Below are 19,482 nucleotides of genomic sequence, written 5' to 3' on the forward strand. Positions count from 1 at the left end.
AAATTCACCTCAATAAAACAATAAATTAACAATTCATTATCTTTTACTTTAATTCTCTTTGTAACCTCAGTTTTTCTCTTTTTATTTCCAAAATAAATTAATAATTCTGTGCATTATAAAAATATTGAATTTATTTAATTGAAAATTGGCTAATTATTTTTCAATTGCCACTAAATTGTTCATAAAAGGGAGTTTAATTGTTAACTCTGTTATATATTTTATGAAATAAGCTTTATTTATACTTTTATATTTGTGATGTGTATCACGCTATTTATTTTCTTCAGCACTATTATTTTTACTCTTTTTGTTCTTAATCATTTTTCATAAATGGAACCTTGGTAAGAAATTTAAATTAATCTTCACTTTTTCGCTACTTATTGATTGAATTCATTGCCACGCCCCGTATAATTTGCTCGTTTTTGTCACTTGACACTTTATAGCAAAGACAGTTTGATACATCATTCAGTAATACCTTTTACGATAGCTAGTCTGGAGAATACAAACGTCATGTCTGTCTCCCTCTACAACGGGAAAGTTGCACTGAAACTGTTATTTTTGCAGTTTATGACTTTTGTTATTCTCAGTGCGGGTTTCTACTTAAAGAGTACAGACTGGAGTTTTTCGGCTTTTTTAGGCGGATTGGCATGTTGGTTACCCAATATTGCTTTTCTTTTGTTAATGCGCTTACAGAAAGTCAACGAAGAAGAAGCTCCAGTTCGCATAAACTGGCTTTTTGCTTTCAGTGAAGGGTTGAAGGTTATATTATCAATAGCCTTGCTGATTGTTGCTTTAGGAGTGTTTAAAGCGGCATTTGCACCACTGGTCATGACCTACTTAGCGGTGCTTGTTATGCAGGTCGTTGCACCAGCCGTCATTAACGGTTAGCGTTTTTAACAACAAAAGGGTAATTGGCATCATGTCTGCATCAGGAGAAGCATTAACCACTAGAGACTACATAGGTCACCACCTGAATAACCTTCAGTTGGACCTGCGTACTTTCGAGTTGGTCAATCCCCATGCTGAAAATGCGCCATCATTCTGGGTGTTAAATATTGACTCACTTTTCTTTTCAGTACTGATGGGAGCTCTGTTCCTATGGCTGTTTAGAAAAGTAGCAGTAAGAGCAACCAGTGGCGTACCGGGAAAATTCCAGACTGCAGTAGAAATGATCATTGGTTTCGTTGATAGCAGCGTCCGTGATATGTATCACGGAAAGAGCAAGGTCATTGCACCTTTGGCATTGACTGTGTTCGTTTGGGTGCTGTTAATGAATGCCCTGGATTTATTACCAATCGACTTCATCCCTTATATCGGTGAACACATCTTAGGGTTACCAGCGTTACGCATCGTTCCGACTGCGGACGTGAGTATTACTCTATCGATGGCAATTGGTGTATTTATCCTGATCCTTTTCTATAGCATTAAGATGAAAGGCATAAAAGGGTTTACAAAAGAGCTGACTTTACAGCCTTTTAATCACCCAATTTTTATTCCTGTCAACTTAATCTTGGAAGGGGTAAGCCTGCTATCAAAACCTGTTTCCCTCGGTCTTCGACTGTTTGGTAACATGTATGCAGGTGAACTGATCTTTATTCTTATTGCTGGTCTGTTACCGTGGTGGTCACAGTGGTTATTAAGCCTTCCTTGGGCAATATTCCACATACTGATTATTACGTTACAAGCATTTATTTTCATGGTTCTAACGATTGTCTATCTGTCGATGGCATCTGAAGAACATTAATTATTAACTCTTTGAAGAAATAACTGAAACAAACTGGAGACTGTCATGGAAAACCTGAGTATGGATCTGCTGTACATGGCTGCCGCTATTATGATGGGTTTAGCTGCAATCGGTGCTGCAATCGGTATCGGAATCCTCGGAGGCAAATTTTTAGAAGGTGCTGCTCGTCAGCCTGATCTGATCCCTCTTCTGCGTACACAGTTCTTTATCGTTATGGGTCTGGTTGACGCCATCCCAATGATTGCTGTGGGTCTGGGCCTTTACGTGATGTTTGCTGTTGCCTAATGATGGCAATGAGCAGTAAAAGCATCAAGTTAGTTAATAACCAAGAAAGAGGTATTGTGCTGTGAATTTAAATGCAACAATCCTCGGCCAGGCCGTCGCATTTGTCCTGTTTGTTTTGTTCTGTATGAAATTCGTATGGCCACCAATTATGGCGGCCATTGAAAAACGTCAAAAAGAAATTGCTGACGGTTTATCATCTGCAGAACGTGCTAAAAAGGACTTAGATTTAGCGAAAGCCGATGCAGGCGATCAGCTAGCGAAAGCAAAAGCAGAAGCTCAAGCAATCATTGAATCCGCGAATAAACAACGCACTCAAATGATTGAAGATGCTAAAGCAGAAGCAGAGCAAGAACGTAGTAAGATCGTTGCACAAGCTCAATCCGAATTGGATGCAGAGCGTAAACGTGCTCGTGAAGAACTTCGTAAACAAGTCGCAATGCTGGCTATCGCAGGTGCCGAGAAAATTATTGAACGTTCCGTGGATGAAGCTGCTAATAGCGACATCGTTGATAAACTGGTCGCTGAACTGTAAGGAGGGAGGGGCATGTCTGAAATAGCAACGGTAGCTCGCCCCTACGCCAAAGCAGCTTTTGACTTTGCTGTGGAAAACCAGGCTGTCGATAAATGGCAGGTTATGCTGGCGTTCACCGCTGAAGTAGCACGCAATGAGCAGGTAACCGAATTACTTTCTGGTTCTTTAGCATCAGAAAAACTGGCTGACATCTTTGTCGACCTTTGTGGCGAACAATTAGATGGTCATGCTCAGAATTTAATTCGTGTTATGGCTGATAATGGCCGTTTATCAACGTTGCCTGAAGTATTGAGCCAATTTATTCAATTGCGCGCAGTACTAGAGTCAACGGTTGACGTTGAAGTAACTTCTGCCATTGAGCTAACTAAACAGCAGCTAGCTAACATTTCTGCAGCGATGGAAAAACGTCTATCACGCAAAGTGAAGCTGAATTGCAAAATTGATAAGTCTGTTATCGCAGGCATGATTATACGCGCCGGTGACCTCGTCATCGATGGCAGTATTCGTGGCCGTTTAGAGCGATTAACGGACGTCTTGCAGTCTTAAGGGGACTGGAGCATATGCAACTGAATTCCACTGAAATCAGCGAACTGATCAAGCAGCGCATTGCTCAGTTCAATGTAGTGAGTGAAGCTCACAATGAAGGTACGATTGTATCCGTTAGTGACGGTATCATTCGTATCCACGGTTTAGCCGAAGTTATGCAGGGTGAGATGATCGCACTGCCGGGTAACCGTTTCGCTATCGCACTGAACTTAGAGCGCGACTCTGTTGGTGCGGTTGTGATGGGTCCTTATGCTGACTTAGCAGAAGGCATGAAAGTTAAATGTACAGGTCGTATTCTGGAAGTACCTGTAGGGCGTGGTCTGCTTGGCCGTGTGGTAAACACACTGGGTGAGCCGATTGATGGTAAAGGTGCAGTAGAGCATGATGGATTCTCACCTGTTGAGATGATTGCTCCTGGTGTTATCGACCGTCAATCAGTTGATCAGCCTGTACAAACAGGTTACAAATCCGTCGATGCCATGATCCCAATCGGTCGTGGTCAGCGTGAATTGATCATCGGTGACCGTCAAACAGGTAAAACTGCTCTGGCTGTCGATGCGATCATCAACCAACGCGACTCTGGCATTAAATGTATCTATGTCGCTATCGGTCAGAAAGCCTCTACTATTTCGAACGTTGTTCGTAAATTAGAAGAACATGGCGCGTTAGAAAACACCATTGTTGTTGTTGCTTCTGCATCAGAATCAGCAGCGCTGCAATATCTAGCTCCTTATTCAGGTTGCGCAATGGGTGAATACTTCCGTGACCGTGGTGAAGATGCCCTGATAATTTATGATGACCTGTCTAAACAGGCTGTCGCATACCGTCAAATTTCACTGTTACTTCGTCGTCCACCTGGACGTGAAGCATACCCTGGTGACGTTTTCTATCTGCACTCCCGTTTACTGGAGCGTGCTGCTCGCGTTAATGCTGAGTACGTAGAAGCTTTCACTAATGGTGAAGTTAAAGGTAAAACCGGCTCTCTGACTGCGTTACCAATTATCGAAACGCAAGCAGGGGACGTTTCTGCATTCGTTCCTACGAACGTAATCTCTATTACCGATGGTCAGATCTTCTTAGAATCTAACCTGTTTAACGCAGGTATCCGTCCAGCTGTTAACCCAGGGATCTCCGTATCTCGTGTGGGTGGTGCAGCTCAGACTAAGATCATGAAGAAACTTTCTGGTGGTATCCGTACTGCACTTGCGCAGTATCGTGAGCTGGCAGCATTCTCACAGTTCGCTTCAGATCTGGACGATGCTACCCGTAAACAATTGAACCACGGTCAGAAAGTGACTGAATTGCTGAAACAGAAACAGTACGAACCAATGTCTGTCGCACAACAGTCTTTATCACTGTTTGCAGCAGAACGTGGTTATCTGGAAGATGTTGAAATTTCAAAAGTTGTGCCATTTGAAGCGGCTTTATTAGCTTATGCCTCTCGTGAACATGCTGATTTATTGAAAGAAATCAACCAGACTGGTACTTATAACGAAGAAATCGAAGCGAAGCTGAAAGGCGTGCTAGAAAACTTCAAAGCGACTCAGTCCTGGTAATAACTATTCGGCCTAATAGTTAAACATTAGGCCGTCTGGTTCATGAGGAGAAGCAGAAATGGCCGGCGCAAAAGAGATACGTTCGAAGATCGCCAGTGTGCAAAACACACAGAAGATCACTAAAGCGATGGAGATGGTCGCCGCGTCGAAAATGCGTAAAACGCAGGAACGCATGGCAGCCAGCCGTCCTTATGCAGAAACCATGCGCAGTGTGATTGGTCACCTTGCGTTAGGGAATCTGGAATACAAACATCCATACCTCGAAGAGCGTGAAGTTAAACGTGTCGGGTACCTGGTTGTTTCGACCGACCGTGGTTTGTGTGGTGGTTTGAACATTAACTTGTTCAAAAAACTGCTGGCAGACATGAAAGAGTGGTCTGAAAAAGGTGTGCAGGTAGATTTAGCACTAATCGGTTCTAAAGCCGCTTCATTCTTTGGCTCAGTAGGCGGGAATGTTGTTGGTCAAGTAACTGGTATGGGTGATGATCCAAAACTGTCAGACCTTATCGGTCCAGTCAATATCATGTTGCAGGCTTATGACGAAGGTCGTTTAGATAAACTGTATGTGGTGGCAAATAAGTTCATCAATACCATGGCTCAAGAGCCTAAAATTCTTCAGGTTTTACCATTACCACCAGGTGATGACGAAGAGCTGAAAGAAAAATCTTGGGATTATCTGTACGAACCTGATCCTAAGGCGTTACTGGATACTTTACTGCGTCGTTATATCGAATCGCAAGTTTACCAGAGCGTCGTAGAGAACTTAGCGAGTGAGCAGGCCGCCCGAATGGTCGCGATGAAAGCCGCTACAGATAACGGTGGTAACCTGATTAAAGAACTGCAATTGGTGTACAACAAAGCACGCCAAGCAAGCATTACTCAGGAACTTACAGAAATTGTGTCTGGTGCAGCCGCGGTATAACAGCTAGGTTTACGAATTACGTAGAGGATTCAAGATGGCTACTGGAAAGATTGTCCAGGTAATCGGCGCCGTAGTGGACGCCGAGTTCCCTCAGGATAGCGTCCCTAAAGTATACGACGCTCTTGAGGTTATGAATGGTAAAGAAAAACTGGTGCTGGAAGTTCAGCAACAGTTAGGCGGTGGTATCGTTCGTTGTATCGCAATGGGTACATCAGACGGTTTAAGCCGTGGCTTAAAAGTTGAAAACTTGGGCCACCCAATTGAAGTACCAGTAGGTAAAGCAACACTGGGACGTATCATGAACGTTCTGGGTACACCTATCGATATGAAAGGTGATATTGCAACTGAAGAACGTTGGTCTATCCACCGTGAAGCACCAACCTACGAAGAGTTATCAAACTCACAAGAACTGCTTGAAACCGGTATCAAAGTAATGGACTTAATCTGTCCGTTTGCTAAAGGTGGTAAAGTAGGTCTGTTCGGTGGTGCGGGTGTTGGTAAAACAGTTAACATGATGGAATTGATCCGTAACATCGCGATCGAGCACTCAGGTTACTCTGTATTTGCTGGTGTTGGTGAGCGTACTCGTGAGGGTAACGACTTCTATCATGAAATGACAGATTCTAACGTTCTTGACAAAGTATCGTTAGTTTATGGTCAGATGAATGAGCCACCAGGAAACCGTCTGCGTGTAGCACTGACTGGTCTGACTATGGCTGAAAAATTCCGTGATGAAGGCCGTGACGTACTGTTATTCGTCGATAACATCTATCGTTACACCTTAGCAGGTACTGAAGTATCAGCACTGTTAGGTCGTATGCCATCAGCGGTAGGTTACCAGCCAACATTGGCTGAAGAGATGGGTGTTCTACAAGAACGTATCACTTCAACCAAAACGGGTTCAATCACCTCTGTACAGGCTGTATACGTACCTGCGGATGACTTAACTGACCCATCACCAGCAACAACGTTTGCTCACTTAGATGCGACCGTTGTACTGAGCCGTCAAATTGCTTCATTAGGTATCTACCCTGCGGTTGACCCACTGGATTCAACCAGTCGTCAGTTAGACCCACTGGTAGTTGGCCAAGAGCACTATGATGTTGCTCGTGGTGTTCAGTCTATCCTGCAACGTTATCAGGAACTGAAAGACATCATCGCTATCTTAGGTATGGATGAACTGTCAGAAGAAGATAAACTGGTTGTTGCGCGTGCGCGTAAGATCCAGCGCTTCCTATCTCAGCCATTCTTCGTTGCTGAAGTATTTACCGGTTCACCAGGTAAGTTCGTTTCCCTGAAAGACACTATCCGTGGCTTTAAAGGTATTCTGAACGGTGATTATGACCACCTGCCAGAGCAGGCGTTCTACATGGTTGGTACTATCGAAGAAGCAGTAGAAAAAGCTAAGAAGCTTTAATACGGCTGACGGGAGGTTGATATGGCCGATACATCGTTCCACCTGAAAGTTGTCAGCGCTGAAAAGCAGTTATATGACGGCGAAGTCAAACGAATTCAGGTAACTGGTAGCGAAGGTGAGCTCGGTATTTATCCGCAGCATACCCCGTTATTAACTGCCATAAAACCGGGCATGGTACGTGTCGTAAAAACATCGGGCGAAGAAGAGGTTATCTACCTTTCAGGTGGTATTCTCGAAGTTCAGCCGACTGGCGTCATTGTACTGGCAGATACAGCTATCCGTGGTCGTGATTTGGATGAAGCGAAAGCGTTGGAATCTAAGCGTAAAGCTGAAGAACACATTCAATCCTCTCATGGTGATGTTGACTATGCTCAAGCATCAGCAGAATTAGCCAAAGCGATTGCAAAACTACGTGTAATCGAATTGACTCGACGTTGATGTAAATAGGCAGTCTATGAATAAAAAAGCCAGTTGGTTCTTAGCTAACTGGCTTTTTTGCGTCATGAAATATTTTGTGTGACGAAATATGTAGTATTATTTGGCATAAACAGGTTTACTTGCCATTCTTTACGGGAGTTATCGGGTTAATTATGTCTAATTCAGCTAAAAGCGTTGTTATTCTTGCTGCGGGAAAAGGCACCCGCATGTATTCACAGTTACCTAAAGTTCTTCATAAACTTGCGGGTAAATCCATGGTTCAACATGTGATTGATACTGCCAAGTCACTAGGTGCTCAACAAACACACCTTGTCTATGGACATGGTGGTGAACTAATGAAAGAAAAATTAGGTTCACAACCTGTTAATTGGGTACTACAAGCAGAGCAACTAGGAACAGGTCACGCAATGCAACAAGCTGCGCCTTTCTTTGCTGATGATGAAGATATCCTGATGCTTTATGGTGATGTTCCACTTATCACTAAAGAAACGTTAGAACGTTTAATTGAAGTAAAACCAGAAGGCGGTATTGGCTTATTAACGGTCATTTTAGATAACCCAACGGGTTATGGTCGTATTGTTCGTGAAAATGGCGAAGTGACTGGCATTATCGAACAAAAAGATGCTTCTGAAGAACAACTCAAAATTACTGAAATCAACACGGGTATTTTAGTCGCAAACGGTGGTGATTTAAAACGTTGGTTAGGTAAGCTCAATAATAACAATGCACAAAAAGAGTATTACATTACTGACATTATCGCGTTAGCGTATAAAGAAGGTCGTAAAATTGAAACGGCTCACCCTCGTCGTCATAGTGAAATGGAAGGCGTGAATAACCGTTTACAACTGGCTGCATTAGAACGTATTTACCAAACAGAACAAGCAGAGCGTTTATTATTAGAAGGCGTTATGTTGCTTGATCCTGCTCGTTTTGATTTACGTGGCACATTAACTCACGGTCAAGATGTCGTGATTGATACTAACGTTATTATTGAAGGTGATGTAACTTTAGGAAATAACGTTGAAATTGGTACAGGTTGCGTCCTGAAAAACTGTGTGATTGGTGATAACTCGATTATTAGCCCATATACGGTGATCGAGGATGCAAACTTAGCACAAGAGTGTACTGTTGGACCATTTGCACGTCTTCGCCCTGGCAGTGAATTAGCGGATAAAGCTCACGTTGGTAACTTTGTTGAGATGAAAAAAGCAAGCCTAGGTGTTGGCTCTAAAGCGGGTCATCTGACTTACTTAGGCGATACTGAAGTCGGTGCTAACGTTAATATTGGTGCAGGTACTATCACTTGTAACTACGATGGTGCGAATAAATTCAAAACAGTTATTGGTGATGATGTCTTTATTGGCTCAGATACCCAATTAGTGGCGCCAGTGACTGTTGCTAATGGTGCAACCATTGGTGCAGGAACAACACTCACTAAAAATGTGAATGAAAACGAATTAGTGATCAGTCGAGTTAAGCAAACTCATATCAGTGGATGGAAACGTCCAGTGAAGAAAAAACAATAATTTTAAGATAAGGGCGTATATTTAACTAGCGCCCTTTTCTTGTACGCTATTATTCTAAAAACAAAAAATATCCCCGCTTTCTACAATGGCTTGGGGAATAAAACCAATCAGGTATAAGACATCCAAGTGCGAATAAACGCACAGTTTTAGGAATAACACAATGTGTGGAATAGTAGGTGCAGTTGCACAACGCGATATCGCTGAAATCTTAATTGAAGGCTTACGTCGTTTAGAATACCGCGGTTATGATTCTGCGGGTTTAGCGGTTGTGGATAATGACTGTAAAATGACACGTCTGCGTGAAGCTGGCAAAGTACAAATGCTGGCAGAAGAAGCAGAAAAGACACAAGTGATTGGTGGTACAGGTATTGCTCATACACGTTGGGCAACACATGGTGAACCTTGTGAAGATAATGCGCATCCTCATGTATCGGGCACTATTGCCGTGGTACACAATGGTATTATCGAAAACTACCAAGAACTGAAAGCAGAATTAATTAAAAAAGGGTATCAGTTTGCTTCTCAAACTGACACTGAAGTGATTGCTCACCTTGTTAACTGGGAACAGCGTCAAGGTGGTACATTACGTGAAGTTGTACAACGCGTTATTCCTCAATTACGTGGTGCTTACGGTACCGTGATTATGGATAGCCGTACACCAGAGTTATTAGTCGCTGCTCGCTCTGGTAGCCCGCTGGTGGTAGGTCTTGGCGTAGGTGAAAACTTCCTTGCTTCTGACCAATTGGCATTATTACCTGTTACCCGTCGCTTTATCTACCTTGAAGAAGGGGATATTGTTGAAATTACTCGTCGCCACGTTCATATTTTTGATGTGAATGGCAATGAAGTTAATCGTGATACGATTGAATCAAATGTTCAATACGATGCGGGTGATAAAGGTGTTTATCGCCACTACATGCAAAAAGAGATCTACGAACAGCCTCTGGCGATTAAAAATACCCTTGAAGGTCGTTTAAAATCAGAAACTATCGATCTCAGTGAGTTAGGGTCTAAAGCTGAAGAGATCTTATCTAAAGTTGAACATATTCAAATTGTAGCTTGCGGGACTTCTTATAACGCAGGTATGGTTTCTCGTTATTGGTTTGAATCTTTAGCAGGTATTCCTTGTGATGTTGAAATTGCATCAGAATATCGCTACCGCAAACCAGCAACTCGCCGTAATAGCTTACTGATCACATTATCTCAATCAGGTGAAACAGCAGATACATTAGCTGCTTTACGTTTATCTAAAGAGCTAGGTTATTTATCTTCTTTAGCAATTTGTAACGTCGCGGGCTCTTCTTTAGTTCGTGAGTCTGAATTTGTTTTAATGACTAAAGCAGGTGCTGAAATTGGTGTTGCATCAACCAAAGCATTTACAACACAGTTAACCGTTCTATTAATGCTGGTGGCATATATGGGACGTATTAAAGGTGTTGCGACATTAGAACAGGAAGTTTCAACAGCATTACATGCATTGCCAAGCCGCATTGAAAGCATGTTATCGAAAGATAAAGTGATTGAAGCGTTGGCTGAAGACTTCTCAGAAAAAAGCCATGCTTTATTCTTAGGTCGTGGCGACCAATACCCAATTGCGGTAGAAGGTGCATTAAAGCTAAAAGAGATCTCTTATATTCATGCTGAAGCATATGCTGCTGGTGAATTAAAACATGGTCCATTAGCTTTAATTGATGCAGATATGCCGGTTATTATCATTGCGCCAAACAATGAGTTATTAGAGAAATTAAAATCTAATATCGAAGAAGTTCGGGCACGTGGTGGTTTATTGTATGTGTTTGCAGATCAAGATGCAGGCTTTGAAGAAAACGAAACGATGAAGTTAATTTCACTGCCTCACGTTGAAGAGCTTATCGCGCCGATTTTCTATACCGTACCATTACAGTTGTTGTCTTATCATGTTGCTTTAATTAAAGGCACAGACGTAGACCAACCTCGTAACTTAGCAAAATCGGTTACAGTTGAATAAAAATTAGCTTTTTATAAATAATTTATTGTTATTTATACTTAAACCCAGTGAAATCTTAATTAGATCACTGGGTTTTTTATTATATTTATAGTGTTTTTCGCCTTTAGTTATAAATAATATTTATTAAATAAGGCTAGCGTTGCGAATTAACAACAATCTTAGTAATAATAATGTTTAATAATTATTGATGAAGAGGGCTTAACTTATAGAATAAATCACTAAAGTTAAACCGCTTATTCAATAGGAGTGTTTATTTACCTTTTCTAGGAATAGAATATTAAATAGTAAAATCTAAAATATATTTTATATTTTAAAAATAAATAAAGGTATGTGTTGTAATACATTGTTTTTTTAATAGTATTTGTTTTTTTATTAAAATAATTTTTTATAAATATTATGCTTTAATTTAAATTTTTATTATATTTATGTTTTATTCTTTCTGTATTAATTTGATTTAGAGAAGTATTAATTTATGTTTTATTTGGTTTTATTTGTCTAATTTCTTATTTAAATAGTCAAGTAATATTCAGGTTAATTCTCTTATCTCATCCGATCTCTTATTCAATAGTTATATTTCTTCAAATTACGGTTTATCGCTAGTTTAATTAATTGTTGTTATGATTTTAAAAAATAGATGCAATCATATTAAATATATGTAAAGTTTAAGGTTGTTTTATTTATTAATAAATAATGAAAATTACAAATTAGCGCTAATGATCGTTCTTTAGCGTTTTATTGCAGTTTATAAGCGAGTTCTTTCAGGAGAAATAAAGCTCAAAAGTAAGCTAAGAAAAACTGCAAATTATAATTACAAGAGGTAAGAGAAATGCAAAACACAATTAATTCACAATACAATGAAATGGTTGAATTTTTAAAAGAATTAGTGAACACAGAAAGCGGATCTTATGATAAAGAGGGCGTTGATGCCGTTGCTAATTTACTGATTCAACGTTATGAGCAATTAGGCTTTATTGTTGAGGTTTTTAATAATGAAAAACTGGGCAATAATTATCGCTTAGTTCATAAAGAAGCCAAAGATCCACAGATTTTCATTGCTGCCCATCTTGATACTGTTTTTCCTAAAGGAACAGTGGCAGAACGCCCATTTAGTATCGAAGATACTCGTGCTTATGGTCCTGGTGTTATTGATATGAAAGCCAGCCATGTTCTGACTTATTATGCTATCAATGCACTTATGCAATCAGGTAATAATGCTTATAAAAATGTTGAAATCTTCTTAAATTGTGATGAAGAAATTGGCTCAAAAACTTCTCGTGGTCTGATTGAACAGTATGCCAAAAATAAATCCTATGCCTTAGTGATGGAGCCAGCTCGTGCTAATGGAGCGATTGTGAGTGCGCGTCGAGGTGTGGGAACTTATGAGCTTTTAATTGAAGGTAAAGCATCTCACTCTGGTATTGCACCAGAAGCGGGAATTAGTGCTATTCAAGAGCTCTCTTATAAAATCCAAGCATTGCACGCACTTTCTCGTCATGATGACGGCCTTTCTGTCAACGTAGGATTGATTTCTGGTGGTACATCCGTTAATACCGTCGCACCTAATGCACGTGCTGAGATTGACGTTCGTATTTCAACCGATGAGCAAGGTGTTGAAATTGATAAACTTGTAAGAGAAGTATGCAGCAAACCTGTATTAGAAGGAATTAAGCTTACACTTAATGGTGGTATTAATCGCCCTCCTATGGTTAAAACACCTGAAAGTAGTGCATTAATTGACATCATCAAAGAGCAAGCTCGTCTGCTTGGTCTTGATATTGAAGATATTTCAACAGGTGGTGGCTCTGATGCTTCGTTTACAGCAGGAGTTGGCACACCTAGTGTAGATGGTTTAGGCCCTATTGGGGGATATCAACACAGCGATAAAGAATATATTGATTTGCCTTCATTAACCGAAAGAACGGTGCTATTTGCCAATATTTTAAAGCGCTTGTCTCAATAAGGTGAATGTATGGATAAGAATAAAAAAATAAAATGGGCTATGCCTGATGCTTTTATTATTATTTTTGGCATCGTTATCTTAGCCGCTATTGCAACTTATTTAATTCCTGCAGGTACTTACGAACGCGAAACAGTAAATGGACTAAATCGAGTTGTACCGGGTAGTTTTGGTTATGTTGACCAAAACCCTGCATCATTAATGGATGTTTTTTATGCCATTCCTGTGGGATTGAAGCAGTCAGCGAGTATTATTTTTCTGATTTTTATGATTGGTGGTGCGATTGCTATTTATGATAGAACTCGCGCTATTGATTCAGGGATCAATGCGTTAATTGTCAAAACAAAAGGTAATTATCAAGCACTGATTATTACCGTTGCGTTTATATTTGGAATGCTTTCATCATTAGGATTAGCTGCAAATGCGGTTATTGCTTTTATTCCAATAGGAATAGCCCTTTCGCGTTCGATGAAATTAGATGCCATAACGGGAGTTGCTGTTGTTTACCTAGGATATTATGCAGGAAATGCAGTTGGTGTTTTAGATCCTACTATTTTAGGTACAGCACAAACCTTAGCTGAAGTGCCTTTATTTTCAGGTGTGATTTTTAGAATTGTATTATTCTCAGTTCTGATTGTGGTCACTATTGCTTATATTGTTTGGTATGCAAGACGTATCGCGAATAATCCAGCTAAAAGTTATATGTATGGACTAGCAACAGATGATCCTGATTATGATGCTAACAAAGATCAAACCGTGGACGGTACTTTCTCTTTAATGCAGAAATTGAGTCTTGTGGTCTTTATTGCATTTATTGGATTGTTTTTATACGGTGCATTTGAATATAAATGGGGAATTGAGCACTTATCTGCCATCTTTATTATGATGAGTGTTGTGGTTGCGGCGATGTTTAAAATTGGCCCTAATGACTATATAAAAACCTTTATGAAAGGCGCTCAATCCTTAGTTTATGGTGCATTAGTCGTCGGTATTGCAAGAGCTGTGATTGTTATTTTAGATGAAGGTCGTGTACTGGATTCTATTGTTCAAGCCACACTCGTTCCATTACAGCAAACCTCTCATTTTTGGGGAGCGCAGTTACTTTATTTCTTTAATTTATTATTTAATTTATTGGTAACATCAGGAACCGGACAAGCTTCTATAGTGATGCCAATTATGGTACCTATCTTAGATATCTTGGATCTCACTCGCCAAACTGGTGTATTGATCCTTAAATTAGGCGATGGATTTACTAACATAATTACACCAACATCTGGCGTATTAATGGCAGTATTGGCCGTAGGAAAAGTGCCTTGGACTCGTTGGGTTAAATTTGTTTTCCCAATCTTGATGGTTTGGACCGTGATTGGTATGGCGGCGATTGGTATCGCAACCGCTATTAGCTATGGCCCTGTCTGATTTATAAAATAAGAAAATAAAATAGCCGCTTATTATAAGCGGCTATTTTTTCAATTCTAATTAATTTGATGCTGAAAACCGAGCAATAATTGCTCTAATCCAAATTCGAAGCGACTTGTAAAATCATCAGCAAAAAGAACCTCTCTTGCTTGCCAAGTTTGAGGAAATTTATCTTGGACTAATTGCTCAAATGCCTCTCTTTTATCCATTAATTCTGCTTTTTCAATGAGCATGACGGATTGTTGTTCTATACAACATCCTAAAATAAAATAGAGTAACGCCATTGTCATTTTGCTGGCTAATTGAGCTGAAGTACCTGACTGCATAATTGCATTAATAAAAGTATTATTTATACGTAATACATTTTCAGAAATGACATAAGTACCTGCAAATACTCTGGCACCGTCCCTATGACGTAAAAATGCGTTTCTTAAATCATAAGAAAGGCGTGTTATATCTTTTTTCCAATCATTATGAAATTCAAAATTTACGGCAACATCGCTGACTATTCTATCCGCGATCCCTTCAATTAACGTCTGTTTGTTATCAAAGTGCCAATAGAGAGAGGCTGCTTTTATCTGTAAAGCATCCGCTAGTTTACGCATTGTTAAGCCTTCAATACCTTCTGTCTCTAGTAATGCAAGGGCGGTATCTACTACTTTCAGCCGTTCAATTTTAGGTGTTTTCATAAATAATTCTCATTTCCCTCTTTTATATCTAACAATGTTAGTTTACCATATTTATACAACCTAACAATGTTAGATTGCGAGTTAAGTGAGTGGAAATATCGTTATTTGGGAATGAAATATGAAAAACACGCCATCAAGAAAAGAAAAAATAACAGAATTTATAATGACTTATACTCCTTGGATTGCTGTCATTTTAGTTATTGTATTGATTACAACTGCAACGTTAGATTGGGATAAATGGTGGAGTGATGCACGATATCAATCCACTGATAATGCCTACATAAAAACAGACCCTACAATATTAAAATCAAGAATGACGGGATTTATTTCTGAAATAAAAAAGGAGGATTATCAGTTTGTTAAACAAGGAGATGTTATTGCTATTATTAATGATAACGAACAGTTACTTAGTAAAGAGACCGCTATTGCCGAGTTTAAAAAGGCACAATTACAGTTTAATAATTTAAAAGAAGAGATAAAAGCGTCTGAACTTAATATCGAAACTTTACATAATCGCTATGAAGCGACAGTTATTGATGTCGCTCAAGCGAAAAGAAATCCTTTATTACGAAAAGATTTGATTCGAAGTGGGGCTATAACTCAACAAAATTACCTTGACGCTCAATCTGATTTACAACGTTTAATAAAATTACAAAGCGCAGCTAAAAATGAATGGGAGCAAGCTAAACAATCATTGGTATTACTTAAAGCTCAAGAAGAAATACGTCTAACAGAAAAAAATATTGCTCAAACACGTTATCAACAAACAGAAACAGAACTTACTTATACAAGAATAGAAGCCCCTTTTGATGCTCAGTTAAATAAAATAAAAGTCAATCTTGGTAGTTTAGTTACTCCTGGCACAGAAATCGTCACACTGACTCCTCTAAATCATATTTACATCATTGCGAATTTAAAAGAGACACAGATAAAAAAAATTCTTCCTGAACAAACTGTTTCTATCAATATAGATGCTTTTCCTAATGAAATATATCAAGGAAAAGTTCGTTATATTGGTGCGCAAAGTAGTGGCGAATCGGCATTAATTCCTGCCGATAATGCGAGTGGCAATTTCACTAAAGTTGTTCAACGTATCCCTGTTTACATCACTTTTGATAGTAATAATAAATTATTAGCTAAATTGCGTGCTGGCATGTCTGTTGAGGTAAAAATAGACACAGAAAGTTTATCTATAGAGGAGGTTGATGGTGACGCTTAATTTCTTGTCTGGCGCACAAGAAAATAGACCTTTATTTATCGTATTTTCTGTTTTTCTTGGTGCTATTTTATCTACGTTATTTATTCGTATGTTTTCTATTTCTTTGGCTGATCTACGAGGCATTTTTGCTCTAGATGTAGTCCAAGGATCTTGGTTAAACGTGGCAATTAATTCTGCTCAGTTAATCAGTATGACATTAGTACCTTGGTTTATGGTGATTTATGGTGCTGAGAAAATATTAATTAGTTCAAGCTTATTACTTTTTGTCTGTTGTATTTTTGTCTCTAGTTATGGCGATTTTATTGGGCTACCTTTTTTATTAATACTGCATTTTTTGATTGGTTTTTGTTTGGGTGTCTATTTGCCAATGACAATTTCTTTGGCATTAAGAAGTTTAAACCCTAATGTTTGGTTAATCGTTATGGCGGCTTATAGCCTACGTGTTTCAGTAGGAATGGATGCAGGAATAGGAATTTCAGGTTCAATATTTGAGATCTTAAATTGGCGCTGGCTCTATTGGGTTTCAATGTTATTTTCGTTAGCTATTATGTTTTTTGCTTGGCGTGGAATGCCAATTACACCTATCAATAAAGAGCAACTTGCACAAAGTGATTGGGGAGGAATGACATTAAAATGCCTAGGTTTAACTCTATTATATATTAGTGTTGTTCAAGGTGAATTACTTGGATGGTGGGACTCTGGGCTAATTATTTCTTGTTTACTTGGTAGTGCTATTTTAATACTGACTTTTATTATTAGAGCGGTAACTTATAGCAAAAGTTTTGGATATCTAAATTGGCTGACAAATTATAATTTAAGGGTCTGTTTTGTCATTGCTTGTTTATACGGTTTTTTAATGTTGCCCAACTCATTATTTGTGCCTTCTTTTTTGAGTATTGTTGCAGGTTTAAAAGCACAACAAATAGGAGAAATAAGCAATGTTGGTTTTATTACCTATCTTCTTTGTAGTCCTTTAGCCATTATTATCGCACGTCGGCTAGAGCCTCGTTTAGTGATGATGATCGGAATGACTATTATTGGTGCTTCTTGTTTACTTGGTCATCAAATTACTTATCAGTGGAGATCGGATGATTTCTTTTTGCTTATTGTGGTACAAGCTATTGGAGAATGTATTTTATTAATTGGTTTAATTGCTTCATTTGTGACCAACATTAAACCCAGTGAAGCGTTGCACCTTGGGGCTTATATTTCAATAGCAAGAGTATTAATGCCAGCACTAGCTGGAGCCTTAATGAATACGTATTTAAGAATATCTTATGATATACACCAAGGATCACTAAGGGGTTATGTACAAACAGGGGAACAAAAATTATTAGGAAAGGGGCTTGATAACGTTCAAGATGTTATGGCTTTAATAACAAGGGAGTCTCATGTCGCATCCTTTATAGATGGATTTCATTTAATAACATGGTTTGTTGTTTTAGGATTGATTTGTCTATTTTTTTTAAAACCTTCACCTGCTAATCCTATTGTGCCAACATTATTTACTATTCAAAAATAAAACTCTGCCTGTAAACGGAATACAGGCAGAGGAAAATAGCACTATCGGAGAGATATATCGCTATTAAAACAACACTACAGTAAGAACAAAACTAACTAAGAAAAATCAGTAAGAAAAACCTAGTTGTAAGCCTTAAATAGAGATTGATTACCTGATTTATCAAAAGCAATAACTTGGTAAGGCTCTTTATAATCACCGGCATACATACCTAAACTTCCTGCAGGCATTCCCCCAACCGCAATACCCGATTTAGATTTATCCACTAAGTCGATATTTTTTAAGCTATCAACTGGGATATGTCCGACTAAGTCTTTACCTTGATAAGTCGCAAAGTGGCAACTTAATAAATTATTGGGTACACCTGCTTGTTGGTACTTTTCCATTAATTGTGTTTCTGAAACGATATTCACTTTAACGTTAAAGCCAGCTTCTTTTACACCATCAGCCCATAAAGTACAGCATCCACAACTCTCTGTTTTATAAACTTCAACAACATTATGATTAGAAGCATAAGCTGTACTAGTAAAAGCAGAGATTGCAATGATAGAAGGCAGTAATAACTTTTTCATTGTTCATTCCTTTCATTAAGTTGATAGACGAAACAATAATCTTTCCCCCTACTGGAAGGTCAATTTAATTAAGGTATAAACGCGTAGAGTTTTGTAAAAAAATATTTATAGAAAACAAAGGTATAAATAATACTTTGCTTATCCTTTTTTGATGTTTTGCGAGAGTATTACTTGATACAAGTAGAAAAAAAGCCTGCATAGCAGGCTTAAAATGGAGAAAACAGGGTAAACGTAGAGTAGTTAGGATGTAAACGACTATGAGGGTATCTCATGAGTTAAAGCACCTCTTGCGAAGAGTGGTTGTGCTTTAACTGGTAATAACTATAAACCTAAACTTAGCTTGAGGTTAAAGCGGAGAAATTTGTATAAAGGATCCAATTTTATTGATTAAACTAAAATATAAAAAAGTGAAAAATAAAAAGCTAATATATTTCAATATATTAGCTTTGTAATAATCAGGCTATATTTAATTTAAAGACAAATTATTTGATGGTAATTATTTGATAATGGTAATTTGTTTTACATCGATCTCTGTACTTGTCCACTCTTTATCAACTTTACCTTCAATTCTGACAGTATTCTCTGGTGTGACTGTTTGTCCGCGCCATCTTTTATTATCAATATCTACATTGATACCGCCAGTGCTATCTTCAAAAACATACAGTTCATCACCAATTTTTTTGGTAATTTTTCCCGTTAAGATAACCCAAGTGTCATCAGAAAGATCTTTTGCTTTAGCTACTGTTGTTTCACTAATAGAAGGGCCTTTGAATCCACCTTGTTCAATTGTGGATGCTTGAATAGAGCCTTGAAAGCCACCTTCATGTGTTGTACTTGCTTGAGATGCAAAAGCCAAAGTACTACCGATTAATAATACAAGTATTTTTTTCATAACAAGCTCGCTTATAGGTTAATAATTCAACTAATTAATATGTTAGATTTTATTTCATTTCTATGTATAAAACCGCATTTTAAGGTAAATTTAAGTATTAATATATCAACTGATTAATATTAACCTTTAAATTATAGACCTTTATTTTTCATTGTTCTTTTTGGTGATATAAGCATCTATCACTAAATACTTCTTTTCTCTAAGTTAAATCCACTAGTTATTTACCCTTGGGATCGGTGCCAGCGGTTATTCAAAAATATACCCT

18 protein-coding genes are annotated in these 19,482 nt (G+C 38.5%); 15 read left to right on the forward strand and 3 right to left on the reverse strand.

Going from position 1 to position 19,482, the window contains the following annotated elements:
* Nucleotides 1-507: 507 nt before the first annotated feature.
* The 13 genes from atpI to D7029_RS18625 all read left to right on the forward strand — a co-directional run bounded on the left by atpI (nucleotide 508) and on the right by D7029_RS18625 (nucleotide 14,326).
* Complete coding sequence (atpI, locus tag D7029_RS18565; RefSeq protein WP_088494183.1) at nucleotides 508-885, forward strand: F0F1 ATP synthase subunit I; 378 nt, start codon at nucleotides 508-510, stop codon at nucleotides 883-885.
* A gap of 31 nt (nucleotides 886-916) precedes the next feature.
* Nucleotides 917-1,741, forward strand: coding sequence for a F0F1 ATP synthase subunit A (atpB, locus tag D7029_RS18570; RefSeq protein ID WP_072071088.1), 825 nt, complete (start codon nucleotides 917-919; stop codon nucleotides 1,739-1,741).
* Between the two features lie 45 nt (nucleotides 1,742-1,786).
* Entirely contained in the window at nucleotides 1,787-2,026 is a 240-nt protein-coding gene (gene atpE, locus D7029_RS18575) for a F0F1 ATP synthase subunit C (protein WP_004246596.1), read from the forward strand.
* Nucleotides 2,027-2,087: 61 nt separating this feature from the next.
* A complete protein-coding gene (gene atpF / locus D7029_RS18580; RefSeq protein ID WP_036914499.1) occupies nucleotides 2,088-2,558 on the forward strand; it encodes a F0F1 ATP synthase subunit B in 471 nt (156 codons plus the stop codon).
* 12 nt (nucleotides 2,559-2,570) lie between these two features.
* Nucleotides 2,571-3,104, forward strand: coding sequence for a F0F1 ATP synthase subunit delta (gene atpH / locus D7029_RS18585; protein WP_006534344.1), 534 nt, complete (start codon nucleotides 2,571-2,573; stop codon nucleotides 3,102-3,104).
* A gap of 14 nt (nucleotides 3,105-3,118) precedes the next feature.
* Nucleotides 3,119-4,660 carry a F0F1 ATP synthase subunit alpha gene (atpA, locus tag D7029_RS18590; RefSeq protein ID WP_006534343.1) on the forward strand — a complete coding sequence of 514 codons (1,542 nt, stop codon included), beginning with the start codon at nucleotides 3,119-3,121 and terminating at the stop codon, nucleotides 4,658-4,660.
* Between the two features lie 58 nt (nucleotides 4,661-4,718).
* A complete protein-coding gene (gene atpG / locus D7029_RS18595; RefSeq protein ID WP_006534342.1) occupies nucleotides 4,719-5,582 on the forward strand; it encodes a F0F1 ATP synthase subunit gamma in 864 nt (287 codons plus the stop codon).
* A 34-nt stretch (nucleotides 5,583-5,616) separates the two neighbouring features.
* Nucleotides 5,617-6,999 (forward strand): F0F1 ATP synthase subunit beta, encoded by a 1,383-nt coding sequence (atpD, locus tag D7029_RS18600; RefSeq protein ID WP_023583323.1) that lies wholly within the window; start codon nucleotides 5,617-5,619, stop codon nucleotides 6,997-6,999.
* A gap of 21 nt (nucleotides 7,000-7,020) precedes the next feature.
* A complete protein-coding gene (locus tag D7029_RS18605) occupies nucleotides 7,021-7,437 on the forward strand; it encodes a F0F1 ATP synthase subunit epsilon (RefSeq protein ID WP_006534340.1) in 417 nt (138 codons plus the stop codon).
* A 152-nt stretch (nucleotides 7,438-7,589) separates the two neighbouring features.
* Complete coding sequence (gene glmU / locus D7029_RS18610) at nucleotides 7,590-8,963, forward strand: bifunctional UDP-N-acetylglucosamine diphosphorylase/glucosamine-1-phosphate N-acetyltransferase GlmU (protein ID WP_194951506.1); 1,374 nt, start codon at nucleotides 7,590-7,592, stop codon at nucleotides 8,961-8,963.
* A gap of 160 nt (nucleotides 8,964-9,123) precedes the next feature.
* A complete protein-coding gene (gene glmS, locus D7029_RS18615) occupies nucleotides 9,124-10,950 on the forward strand; it encodes a glutamine--fructose-6-phosphate transaminase (isomerizing) (RefSeq protein ID WP_088494181.1) in 1,827 nt (608 codons plus the stop codon).
* Nucleotides 10,951-11,776: 826 nt separating this feature from the next.
* Nucleotides 11,777-12,910 (forward strand): M20 family metallopeptidase, encoded by a 1,134-nt coding sequence (locus D7029_RS18620; protein ID WP_088494180.1) that lies wholly within the window; start codon nucleotides 11,777-11,779, stop codon nucleotides 12,908-12,910.
* A gap of 9 nt (nucleotides 12,911-12,919) precedes the next feature.
* Complete coding sequence (locus D7029_RS18625) at nucleotides 12,920-14,326, forward strand: YfcC family protein (RefSeq protein ID WP_102949440.1); 1,407 nt, start codon at nucleotides 12,920-12,922, stop codon at nucleotides 14,324-14,326.
* Between the two features lie 56 nt (nucleotides 14,327-14,382).
* Here D7029_RS18625 and D7029_RS18630 read toward each other — a convergent pair whose 3' ends face one another.
* Nucleotides 14,383-15,015 carry a TetR/AcrR family transcriptional regulator C-terminal domain-containing protein gene (locus D7029_RS18630; protein ID WP_075674273.1) on the reverse strand — a complete coding sequence of 211 codons (633 nt, stop codon included), beginning with the start codon at nucleotides 15,013-15,015 and terminating at the stop codon, nucleotides 14,383-14,385.
* 118 nt (nucleotides 15,016-15,133) lie between these two features.
* On the opposite strand from D7029_RS18630, the gene D7029_RS18635 reads away from it, so the two are divergent.
* Together D7029_RS18635 and D7029_RS18640 are read left to right on the forward strand one after the other, a co-directional pair.
* Nucleotides 15,134-16,234, forward strand: a complete 1,101-nt coding sequence (locus D7029_RS18635; RefSeq protein WP_194951507.1) for an HlyD family secretion protein — start codon at nucleotides 15,134-15,136, stop codon at nucleotides 16,232-16,234.
* On the forward strand, nucleotides 16,221-17,756 hold the full coding sequence (locus D7029_RS18640; RefSeq protein WP_194951508.1) for an MFS transporter: 1,536 nt from the start codon (nucleotides 16,221-16,223) through the stop codon (nucleotides 17,754-17,756). The genes D7029_RS18635 and D7029_RS18640 overlap by 14 nt, the downstream gene beginning before the upstream one ends.
* Before the next feature lie 119 nt (nucleotides 17,757-17,875).
* On the opposite strand, the gene D7029_RS18645 is transcribed toward D7029_RS18640, so the two are convergent.
* Nucleotides 17,876-18,325, reverse strand: a complete 450-nt coding sequence (locus D7029_RS18645) for a DUF411 domain-containing protein (RefSeq protein ID WP_194951509.1) — start codon at nucleotides 18,323-18,325, stop codon at nucleotides 17,876-17,878.
* Between the two features lie 496 nt (nucleotides 18,326-18,821).
* Complete coding sequence (locus tag D7029_RS18650; protein WP_416384071.1) at nucleotides 18,822-19,232, reverse strand: YgiW/YdeI family stress tolerance OB fold protein; 411 nt, start codon at nucleotides 19,230-19,232, stop codon at nucleotides 18,822-18,824.
* Nucleotides 19,233-19,482: the final 250 nt, after the last annotated feature.

It is taken from the genome of Proteus vulgaris (assembly GCF_016647575.1).
Taxonomy (GTDB): domain Bacteria; phylum Pseudomonadota; class Gammaproteobacteria; order Enterobacterales; family Enterobacteriaceae; genus Proteus; species Proteus mirabilis_B.

What these genes read in the sequence shown, in the direction of transcription:
- D7029_RS18630 (WP_075674273.1), bottom strand. Translation starts at nt 15,015, where the DNA reads ATGAAAACACCTAAAATTGAACGGCTGAAAGTAGTAGATACCGCCCTT.
- glmS (WP_088494181.1), top strand. Translation starts at nt 9,124, where the DNA reads ATGTGTGGAATAGTAGGTGCAGTTGCACAACGCGATATCGCTGAAATC.
- D7029_RS18635 (WP_194951507.1), top strand. Translation starts at nt 15,134, where the DNA reads ATGAAAAACACGCCATCAAGAAAAGAAAAAATAACAGAATTTATAATG.
- glmU (WP_194951506.1), top strand. Translation starts at nt 7,590, where the DNA reads ATGTCTAATTCAGCTAAAAGCGTTGTTATTCTTGCTGCGGGAAAAGGC.
- D7029_RS18605 (WP_006534340.1), top strand. Translation starts at nt 7,021, where the DNA reads ATGGCCGATACATCGTTCCACCTGAAAGTTGTCAGCGCTGAAAAGCAG.
- atpI (WP_088494183.1), top strand. Translation starts at nt 508, where the DNA reads ATGTCTGTCTCCCTCTACAACGGGAAAGTTGCACTGAAACTGTTATTT.
- atpD (WP_023583323.1), top strand. Translation starts at nt 5,617, where the DNA reads ATGGCTACTGGAAAGATTGTCCAGGTAATCGGCGCCGTAGTGGACGCC.
- atpB (WP_072071088.1), top strand. Translation starts at nt 917, where the DNA reads ATGTCTGCATCAGGAGAAGCATTAACCACTAGAGACTACATAGGTCAC.
- atpE (WP_004246596.1), top strand. Translation starts at nt 1,787, where the DNA reads ATGGAAAACCTGAGTATGGATCTGCTGTACATGGCTGCCGCTATTATG.
- D7029_RS18625 (WP_102949440.1), top strand. Translation starts at nt 12,920, where the DNA reads ATGGATAAGAATAAAAAAATAAAATGGGCTATGCCTGATGCTTTTATT.
- D7029_RS18620 (WP_088494180.1), top strand. Translation starts at nt 11,777, where the DNA reads ATGCAAAACACAATTAATTCACAATACAATGAAATGGTTGAATTTTTA.
- D7029_RS18640 (WP_194951508.1), top strand. Translation starts at nt 16,221, where the DNA reads ATGGTGACGCTTAATTTCTTGTCTGGCGCACAAGAAAATAGACCTTTA.
- D7029_RS18645 (WP_194951509.1), bottom strand. Translation starts at nt 18,325, where the DNA reads ATGAAAAAGTTATTACTGCCTTCTATCATTGCAATCTCTGCTTTTACT.
- atpH (WP_006534344.1), top strand. Translation starts at nt 2,571, where the DNA reads ATGTCTGAAATAGCAACGGTAGCTCGCCCCTACGCCAAAGCAGCTTTT.
- atpG (WP_006534342.1), top strand. Translation starts at nt 4,719, where the DNA reads ATGGCCGGCGCAAAAGAGATACGTTCGAAGATCGCCAGTGTGCAAAAC.
- atpA (WP_006534343.1), top strand. Translation starts at nt 3,119, where the DNA reads ATGCAACTGAATTCCACTGAAATCAGCGAACTGATCAAGCAGCGCATT.